Annotated in this window: 9 protein-coding genes; 6 read left to right on the top strand and 3 right to left on the bottom strand. The window is 61.9% G+C overall.

Annotation, left to right across the window (positions count from 1 at the left end):
• From VIW95_RS11625 to VIW95_RS11615, 3 genes are all read right to left on the bottom strand, one after another.
• On the bottom strand, positions 1-2,326 hold a 2,326-nt coding region (locus VIW95_RS11625), incomplete at its 3' end, for a CoA transferase (RefSeq protein WP_331586612.1).
• A 2-nt stretch (positions 2,327-2,328) separates the two neighbouring features.
• Positions 2,329-3,021, bottom strand: coding sequence for an HAD family hydrolase (locus VIW95_RS11620; RefSeq protein ID WP_331586610.1), 693 nt, complete (start codon positions 3,019-3,021; stop codon positions 2,329-2,331).
• Between the two features lie 62 nt (positions 3,022-3,083).
• Positions 3,084-5,189, bottom strand: a complete 2,106-nt coding sequence (locus VIW95_RS11615; RefSeq protein ID WP_331586608.1) for a transglycosylase SLT domain-containing protein — start codon at positions 5,187-5,189, stop codon at positions 3,084-3,086.
• Between the two features lie 213 nt (positions 5,190-5,402).
• Here VIW95_RS11615 and VIW95_RS11610 point away from each other — a divergent pair, with 213 nt between their 5' ends.
• The 6 genes from VIW95_RS11610 to VIW95_RS11585 all read left to right on the top strand — a co-directional run bounded on the left by VIW95_RS11610 (position 5,403) and on the right by VIW95_RS11585 (position 8,689).
• Positions 5,403-5,984 carry a Maf family protein gene (locus VIW95_RS11610; protein ID WP_331586607.1) on the top strand — a complete coding sequence of 194 codons (582 nt, stop codon included), beginning with the start codon at positions 5,403-5,405 and terminating at the stop codon, positions 5,982-5,984.
• A gap of 5 nt (positions 5,985-5,989) precedes the next feature.
• The gene (locus VIW95_RS11605; protein ID WP_331586605.1) at positions 5,990-6,700 is read left to right on the top strand and encodes a YggS family pyridoxal phosphate-dependent enzyme; all 711 of its coding nucleotides are present in this window, start codon (positions 5,990-5,992) and stop codon (positions 6,698-6,700) included.
• On the top strand, positions 6,697-7,536 hold the full coding sequence (gene proC, locus VIW95_RS11600; protein ID WP_331586603.1) for a pyrroline-5-carboxylate reductase: 840 nt from the start codon (positions 6,697-6,699) through the stop codon (positions 7,534-7,536). The genes VIW95_RS11605 and proC overlap by 4 nt, the downstream gene beginning before the upstream one ends.
• Positions 7,537-7,547: 11 nt before the next feature.
• Complete coding sequence (locus VIW95_RS11595; RefSeq protein ID WP_331586601.1) at positions 7,548-7,850, top strand: YggT family protein; 303 nt, start codon at positions 7,548-7,550, stop codon at positions 7,848-7,850.
• Between the two features lie 38 nt (positions 7,851-7,888).
• On the top strand, positions 7,889-8,182 hold the full coding sequence (locus VIW95_RS11590) for a DUF167 domain-containing protein (protein ID WP_331586599.1): 294 nt from the start codon (positions 7,889-7,891) through the stop codon (positions 8,180-8,182).
• 126 nt (positions 8,183-8,308) lie between these two features.
• Positions 8,309-8,689, top strand: a complete 381-nt coding sequence (locus tag VIW95_RS11585) for a zinc ribbon domain-containing protein (RefSeq protein ID WP_331586597.1) — start codon at positions 8,309-8,311, stop codon at positions 8,687-8,689.
• The last annotated feature ends 100 nt before the right edge of the window (positions 8,690-8,789 follow it).

Raw genomic sequence — 8,789 nt, 5'->3', positions numbered from 1 at the left:
GTAACCCCGGCACGACCCGCTCGCCGACCTCGCCGTGCTTCAAATTCACCAGCATGCTCGATTCCGAGAAGACTGGATCCTTCATCAGTTCGGGAGTGCTGTATACCGGCCCCGCGGCGAGACCGCGCGCGCGAAGTTTCGACACGAGATCGTCCCGGCGATGCGCGCGCGTGCGCGCTGCGATTTCGCGCTCGAGCTCCTCGACGTTGTCGAGGCGTCCGAGCAGGCGCGCGAACTTCGAATCCGACGACATCGCAGGCATCTCCAGCGCTTCGCAAAGTCTTGCGAACTCGTCGTCGCTCGCAATTGCGATCGCGATCCAATTGTCGTCGCCAGCCGCCGGGAACACGCCGTGCGGCGCCATCGACTCGTCGCGATTTCCGATTGCGCCCTGGTCGCGCCCGTTCATCAGAAAATCCATCATCGCCTCAGGCATCATCGTCGTAACCATCTCGGCCATCGACAGATCGAGGTACTGCCCTTGGCCCGTGCGATCGCGATGGTGCAGCGCCGCGAGCAGGAAAAAAACCATGCCGGTGCCCACCGCGAAGTCCGGCCACGTTCCGCCAATTCCGCACGGAAACGAATCGGGATAACCGGTAATGTGACACAGCCCGGCGAACGCCTGGGTCGTCGGCCCGAAACCGACGGTACGCGCGAACGGACCATCTTGTCCGAGCGGAGTGCCGCTCAGCATGATTATGTCGGGTTTGATTTTGACCAGGTCGTCGTAGGCGAGATTGTATTTCGCCATGTTGCCGACGGTGAAGTTTTCGGTGACGAGATCGCTCTGCCGGATAATCGTGCGCGCGATTTCCTGTGCTTCAGGCATCGCAAGATTCAGCGCGAGACTGCGGCGCGACGAATTGATCGCATGGAAAACTCCGCTGCGATTGGCGCCGATCGATCCGTCGGTGCCGGTCAGAAATCGCACCAGGTCGGGAGCGCCAGAGGTTTCGATCCTGATCACGTCGGCTCCCAGAGCGCCCAACCACGCGGTCGCGTGTGGGACAGCAAAGATCCAGCCGAAGTCGGCGACGCGAATTCCTTCCAGCGGGCGGGTTCTTTTCAAGTGATTGCTTCCAGCGGAGCGGTCGCCGCCTGCGGCGACACGCTGCTGGAGTATTTTTTCGTTGTGCTCGCCGAGTCGCGGCGCGCCGCGCACGATTCGCCACGGCGTCCGCGAGAATTTGCACGGCGCACCGGGCATCTGCACCTCGCGCGCCGCGGGATGATCCACGTCGATGAAAAATCTGCGCGCCTTATATTGCTCATTGCCCGCTACTTCGGCCGGCGATTGCACCGGGAAGCACGGCACGTGCTCGGCCTGGGTCTTCTCGAAAGCCTCAGTTCGCGTAGTCGTAGATAGCCAGTCGATTACTCCGGCCTCGATCGCGTCGATATTCGATGCGCGCCCTAAAACTGTGTTGAACAACTCGGTATCCATCCACTCCGGATGACCAAGCGCCTTCTTCGCCCCGCGCCAGAAACGATCGGTACCGGCGTTGAAACTTACCCATCCGTCCTTGCACGGATAGACCCACTGCGCGGCCCTTTTCTGACGAGAGTAGAGCCGCTGGAACGAGTCTGAATTTCTATCTTCGTGAGAGTAAAATCCGATGTTGGGGCGAACCATGCTGATCATCGAGAGCCACTGCCCGATGTCAACATGCTGGCCTGCGCCATTACTCTTTCGACTATACAGTGCGCACATTGCAGCCGCCGCCGCTGTATAGCCAGTCAAATAGTCAGATTGCCTGCCGCCGAGCTTCAGCGGCGGCTGATTTTCGGGGTCGGTCACCTGATGCCACGGCGTTTCGTAGCCGACGCCACTCATGTGCGTAGCGATCAGGTCGCCGCCGCGGAGATTCCGGTATGCAGACTCGGCGCCGAAGAAAGTTATCGACACGACGATCAGTTTCGGAAATCGGGAGGTGAGCGTGCGCCAGTCGATTCCGAGCTTCTCGTTCACTTCGGGCCGATTCGGATTGAATACGATGTCTGCCGACGCGAGCAGATCGAACACCTGATCGCGACCGCGCGGATTCTCCAGGTCGATCGTCACGCCGAGCTTGTTGGTGTTGAGATAAAGATGGAGCCCGCCGGTTTCGGGGTCGGGCAGCTCGTCGCGGAACGGTCCGAGTGAGCGTTCCTTCGATCCCGTTCGCGGCGGCTCGATCTTGACGACCTCGGCGCCGAAATCCGCGAACGACTTCGCCGCCATCGACGCCGCCATGAACGGCATCGTGTCGAGGCACGGTAGCTCGACGACCCTCAGACCCTCGAGCGCGCGCGGCGGTTCCTCGTAGTCCTCGAATCGCGCCATCGCTACTCGACCGTTTCAGTTTTCATGTTGTCGATCAGGTCGATCAGTTCAGCCATCGAGTGAATCACGTAATCGGGTTTGAACGCCTGATGCGTCTGCAAGTATTTGAACGACGCCGCACCGGTTGCGACGGCGACCGACGCGCCGAAACCCGCTCCCAGAGCCGCCATGATGTCGCGCGGCTCGTCGCCGACGTACATGCAGGCATGAGGAAGCACCGCAGCCTTCATCGCGGTCTGTTTGAGGCTTTCGGTCTTGTCCAGCGCACGCAGCGAAGTCGTGGTCTGCGTGACGACCTGGTCCAGGTAGGACGCGAGCCCGACCATCGCGAGCTTCTCGACCAGCCGCTGCGAGTCGCCCGGCCGGCTCGTGATCACGCCGGTGGCGTAGCCGCGCCGCTTAAGCTCGGCGAGCGTGTCCTGCACGTGAGGCAGCACTTCGAGCCGCTCGGTCTTGTCGATCTCGGCCAGGAAGTACGCGTACGCGAGCTTGGCGTACTCGGGCCGCAGATGCTCCGGCACTCCGAGCCAGACGTCGTCGGCGGAAAGCGCTTCGCGAAAACGTGCAGGCGTGAGCGACGGTTCATGGCCGAGCTCGTCGAGCGCGTTTTTCGCCGCGATATACAACGGCCCGTGGATATCGACGAGCGTGCCGTCGAGATCGAAAAAGACCGCTTTGAATTCGCGCGAGGCCAAATGAATCTTCCGAACTTCCAACCGAAGTGTGTAGAGATGCCGACCGAAGTGTCAAGCGCGCGCTACTGACGCGCCTGATACAGCAGCAAATACTCGCGGCGGCCGCCGATCACTTTTTTCACGTAGTCGCGGGTCTCTTTGTACGCGATATTTTCGACCCACTCGTCATCGGGGCCGGGAGACTTCGCAAGCCATTTCATGACGGCGTTCTCGCCTCCGTTGTATGCGGCGACTGCGTGGAATTCATCGCCGTGGAACATCTCGAACAGATTTTTCAGGTACGTCGTCCCCAACTTTACGTTCACCGACGGATCGTAAAGCCGAATTTGTTCAGTATTCATGCCTTGTTGCGACGCCATCTTGCGCGCCGTCGATGGAATCAACTGCATCAGGCCGCGTGCGTTCGAACTCGACGTGGCCCGCGGGTTGAAAAGACTCTCCTGCCGCGAAAGCGCGAGCACCAGGTAAGGATCGAGCGCGAGGCGGGTGGACGCCGATGAAAAGAGATCCCAGTAGGCGCGCGGATAGCGAACCCGCTCGGCGACGTCGTGGCTGAGCTGCCCGTTTTTTTCCATGTGCGTCGCGGCGACGATCGCGGCGTACCACGCGTCGGCGCTCGCATATCCCGCGAGCACGAAACGGCGCATCTCAATCGTAGCGGACTCTTCGGCCAGCGCCTTCAACTCATCGGGCTGAAGTTCTTTGATGCCAAGCGCGCGCAGCGCTTGCAGCCGCGCCATGTGGAACTCGGCCACGCCGGTGGCAGCAGGGGTTCCGGCATATTCCGGCTCGGGCGCCGAGGCGGCCGGTAGATACGGTTTTGCCGCAGCGACGCGACGATTCGCGAGCTCGGGATAGTAGTTGCTATCGGTGCTGTCTGCCAATTTCTCGAAAATAGCGCGAGCGGCCTCGGCGTCGCCGGCTTTTTCCAGCGCGCGCGCGTGCCAGTACTCGCACATATCGCGATCGATTGGATCTTTTGCGCCCGCCGCCCCGCTCTGGAATCCCGGAATTGCGCTGCGGTAATTGTGCGCGAGATACAGCGTCCACGGAATGCGAAACCGCGCTTCCTCAGCGGCGTCGCTGCCGGGGTACCGCACTGTCAGCCGTCGATATTGATCGCGGGCGGAATCGAGCTGATGCAGTTCTTCGAAAATTTTGCCGATCCGAAGCATCGCACCGGGCGCGAGCTCGCTCCCCGGGAAATTCGCGACGAGCCGATTGAAAGTAGCGCGCGCCAGATCATCTTGATCGTCGTGCCAGTAGATCAGCGCCAGCGCTTCGAGCGCCGCAGGCGCATCCGGTCCGCGCGGCGCGATTTGCAGATACTCGACGATCGCGCGCTTGGCGCGTTCCGGCTCCGGCTTGAGCGCCCGCGCCGTCACCCAAACCAACTCCGCGCGAACCGCAGGCTCCGGGCTCATCGCGAGTCCCGCGTTCGCCTGCTCGTCAGCCTCTGACAGGGCGCCTTCGCGCAGCAGCAACTCGGATTCCTCGCGATGGTACGCGAGCGAGTTCGCGTCGGCGACCTCGGGATGCGACGCGAGGATCTCGTGAACGATAAGGCGCGCTTCGGCATCAGAGTCGGAGTGCGGATACTTGTCGCGCAGTTCCAGCAGTTGTGCGTAAGCCGCTTTCGGATTTCCGAGCGCGATCTGCGCGCGCGCTTCCGTGATTCGCGCTTTCTGCTCTATCTGCGGTTCTGGTCCTCGTGCGATCAACCGCGCCGCGACGGCGGAAGCCTCCGCGTTTCGCCCGAGATTCAGCAAGGCGTCCGCTAATCCCATCTCGCCGGGATCGATCGTCACGCTTTGCGGGTAGGTGTTGACGAGACGCTCGAGGGTTTCGACCGAGCCGTTCAGATCGTTCTGCCCGTATTGTGCGAGAGCTAGAAAGGTGAGCGCGTAGTCGCCGAGTGCGGGAAAATTATCGGCGGCGAATTTGAGGCGGTCAATCGCGCGCAAGTAGTCGTGATTCTGGAACGCGCGATAGCCGTCTATGAACGCGGTCTGCCCGTTGGTGGGCGGCTCGACGGGGGCGGCTACAGGAGCGGCTGGCAGCGTCGCGGGCGCGGTTTGGACAGGTTGAGCAACCTGCGCCGAGGCGCATCCCCCAAGCGCAACACACAACACCAGGAGCGCACCCGCGCAGCACCATCGCGTTTTCATCCGATCTTGGTTAGCGCATGGTCGGGGCGGCTTCAATTGGGGGGTGCCTCTTAAGGACCGCTTCGCGATTTGGAAACCGGAACCGGCTTCGCGTGCGCGAAGCTGTCCGGAAGCCAGAAGCCATTTTCCTTCCGTCGCTAACGCTCCCGTCGTCAGGATAACAAACGTAGTGCTTGCGGGCGGCGGCGGCGTCTGGCAACAGTCGGGAACGCGATGAGCGATTCGATCAAAGTGATTCTTGCGTCGGCGTCGCCGCGGCGTCGTCAATTGTTGGCTGCGGCGGGGATTCAATTCGAAGTGATCGAGAGCATGGTGCCCGAGCAGCATGCGGCGGGCGAAGCGCCGCGCGACTATGCCCTTCGGATGGCGCGGGACAAGGCCGCCGCGGTTTCGTCGCGCTTTCCCGATGCGATCGCGGTTGGCGCGGATACGATTGTCGTTTGCGAGGGACAAATTCTGGAGAAGCCTGCCGATGCGAACGACGCGCGCCGGATGCTGGCGATGCTCTCCGGGCGCACTCACACGGTCGTGACGGCGTTTGCGCTGGCGCGCGGCGGAAACATCCTCGAGAGTTCGCCAGTGGAAAGCCGCGTCACATTTCGCAAACTGGGCGACGCTGAAATCGACGCCTACATCGCCACCGACGAGCCGTACGACAAGGCCGGCGCCTACGGAATCCAGGGCGTCGGCAACGGATTCATCTCGCAGGTCGAAGGATCGCGCGACAACGTGATGGGCCTGCCGACGGAGCACGTGGTCGCGGCGCTCGCGCGATTTGGGGTGAAGCGGGTTTAGTCAAAATGGCGATTGACCATGCACTCGAAGAGCGGCTGACGATCGTGCAAGCACGGATCGGCGCCGCTGCTTACAAAGCGAAGCGCGATCCGGCTCCGATTCGTCTCGTGCTCGCGAGCAAGACGCAACCGAGCGAGGCGATTCGCGCCGCATGGCACGCAGGCGCGCGCGATTTCGGCGAGAACTACGTGCAGGAGGCGATCGCGAAGCGGGCGGAGCTGGCGGACCTGACCGAAATTCGATGGCATCTCATCGGCCATCTGCAAACCAATAAGGCGAAGACCGCCGCGAACGCTTTCGCGCTCATCCACAGCGTCGATTCGGTCCGTCTGGCCGAGGCGCTCGCGCGCGCGCAACCGTCGCCGCGCGTGCACACTCTGATCGAAGTGAATCTTGGCGGCGAGGCGAGCAAGACGGGAGTTGCGCCTCACTCGGCCATCGCAATCCTCGACGCCGCTCGCGGTAAGATCGAAGTTGACGGTCTGATGACGATTCCGCCGCCCAGCCCGACCGCCGAGGCCGCACGCCCCTATTTCGCGCGGCTGCGCGAGTTGCGGGATCGCCTTGCGATACAATCGGGCCTTGCGCTAAGCGAACTCTCGATGGGGATGACGGACGACTTCGAGGTGGCGATCGAGGAAGGCGCGACGATGGTGCGGATCGGACGCGCGGTCTTCGGCGAACGTTTTTCAGTGAACACACAAACCAAAAAGTGAAGAAACTTGGATTCATCGGCGGCGGCAACATGGCTGAGGCGCTCGCCCACGGCCTGATCCACCACAAGGTCTTCAAGGCCGCCGACCTGATGGTGTCCGACGTCGCGCCCGAACGCCGGCGCAAACTCGCGCGCGCGCTCAAGGTGACGACTACTGACGACAATACCGAAGTTCTGCGCGAGTCCGCCGCAATACTGCTCGCCGTCAAGCCGCAGACGATCGACGCGGTGATGGGGGAGCTCGCGGCCGAGCTGGCGAAAGCCGGCAAAAAAACCGCCCGCAGCGGCAAGCTGTTCATCTCGATCGCAGCCGGCATCACAATCGAACGCCTGACCCGCGGGCTCGGCAAGCGCGCGCGAGTGATTCGCGTGATGCCGAATGCGCCGGCGATGGTGGGTCACGGGATGGCGGCGATGGTGCGTGCTCGAGGCGCGTCGCCAGCCGACGAAGCTTTCGCGCTGAAAATTTTCAACGCGGTCGGCGACGCGGTCGCGCTCAAGGACGAGAAACTGCTCGACGTCGTCACTGCGCTTTCGGGTAGCGGTCCCGCTTATGTTTACCTGTTCGCCAAGGCGATGGCGGATGCGGCGGTGAGCGAAGGAATCCCGCGCGAGCTGGCGATCCGGATGGCGCTGAAGACGATTCGCGGCGCCGAACATTTGATGCGCGAGTCGAAGCGCGAGGTCGCCGACTTGATTCGCGCCGTCGCTTCGCCCGGCGGCACCACCGAGGCCGCGCTGCGCCGATTCGCCGAGCATGGATTTTCTGATATCGTTGCTGCCGCATTGCACGCCGCCAGCGATCGCTCGCGCGAGCTCGGCCGCGGAATCAACTAGCGAGAGGTCGCGTGTACGCCTGGACCAACCTGATTATTTTCATAGCGCAGACGCTCGACGGTCTGCTGACGCTCTATTTGTACGTCGTGATCATCGCGGCGCTGATGACCTGGATCGAGCCGAATCCGTACAACCCGATCGTCCGCTTCCTCTACTCAGTGACCGAGCCGGTCTTCGATTGGTTCCGCAATCATATCCCGGTGGTGATGGGCGGGATCGATTTCTCGCCGCTGATCGTGATCATCGGCATTCAGCTAATCCAGCGCGTCGTCATTCCGAGCGCAGTACACATGCTGATCCCCGCCTACGCGTGAGTCCGGGCGGAAATCCGCCTGCCCCTGACTCGGCCTGGATGCGAGTGTCGGTCGACGAGGTCATAGTCGAAGTGACTGCGCGACCCGGTGCGTCGCGCCGCGGCGTCATCGGCGTGACTGGGGAGCGTCTCGTGATCGGCGTCAATTCTAGACCCGAAAAAGGCAAGGCGAACGACGAACTGATCGAGTATCTCGCCCGCGAAACGCGCGTGCCGCGCTCGGCCCTGATGATAGTGCGCGGCGAAACGTCACGGCGAAAGACAATCAGAATCGTGACGCACGAAGCCACCAAGGTCGCGTCGCGGCTAAGACAAATCAGCAAACCAAAGTAGCGTCTGCCAACCAGTTCGAGGCGAATCGACGGCGAAGAATCCGCGTTTCAGTTGACTGCGTTGCTTTTCGTGGTTAGCTAGAGGAGTGGAGGCTGTAGGTTTTCGATTAGCAGTCTCGGGTTCGCAATGCCAATTTACGAATACAAGTGCAACAAATGCGGCGTTTTCGAGGCGATGCAGGGAATCAAGGAAACCCCGCTCAAGAAATGCCCGACGTGCAAGAGCAAGGTCGAGCGACAGATGTCGCGCGGCTCGTTCATCCTGAAAGGCAGCGGATGGTACGCGACCGACTACGCCAAGAAGAGCACCCCGAGCACCGACTCGGAATCAACCTCGACCACTGAGAAACCCGCAACCAACGGCAGCACGGCAGCGAGTGATTCCGCGTCGAAGCCCGCAGCAGAATCCAAGCCGGTGGCAGAATCCAAATCCTCCTCATCTGAATCCAAGCCGTCGAAGTCCAGGTCGTCATCAGAAAAATCAGTCTCGGCAAAAGCCGCCGACTAATCTCCGTCCGAAGACCGAGAGCAAAGTAGTGCTCTGCGCGCAACTTTGCGCTTGATACCGGGTGCAGGGGTCACCCCTGCCCAAGGAAGCGTGAAACCCA

The organism is Binatus sp. (SeqCode) (assembly GCF_036522015.1).
In the GTDB taxonomy this organism is placed as follows: Bacteria; Desulfobacterota; Binatia; order Binatales; family Binataceae; genus Binatus.
Note: the sequence above shows the minus strand (reverse complement) of the source record. Positions and strands in the feature narration are given on the sequence as shown.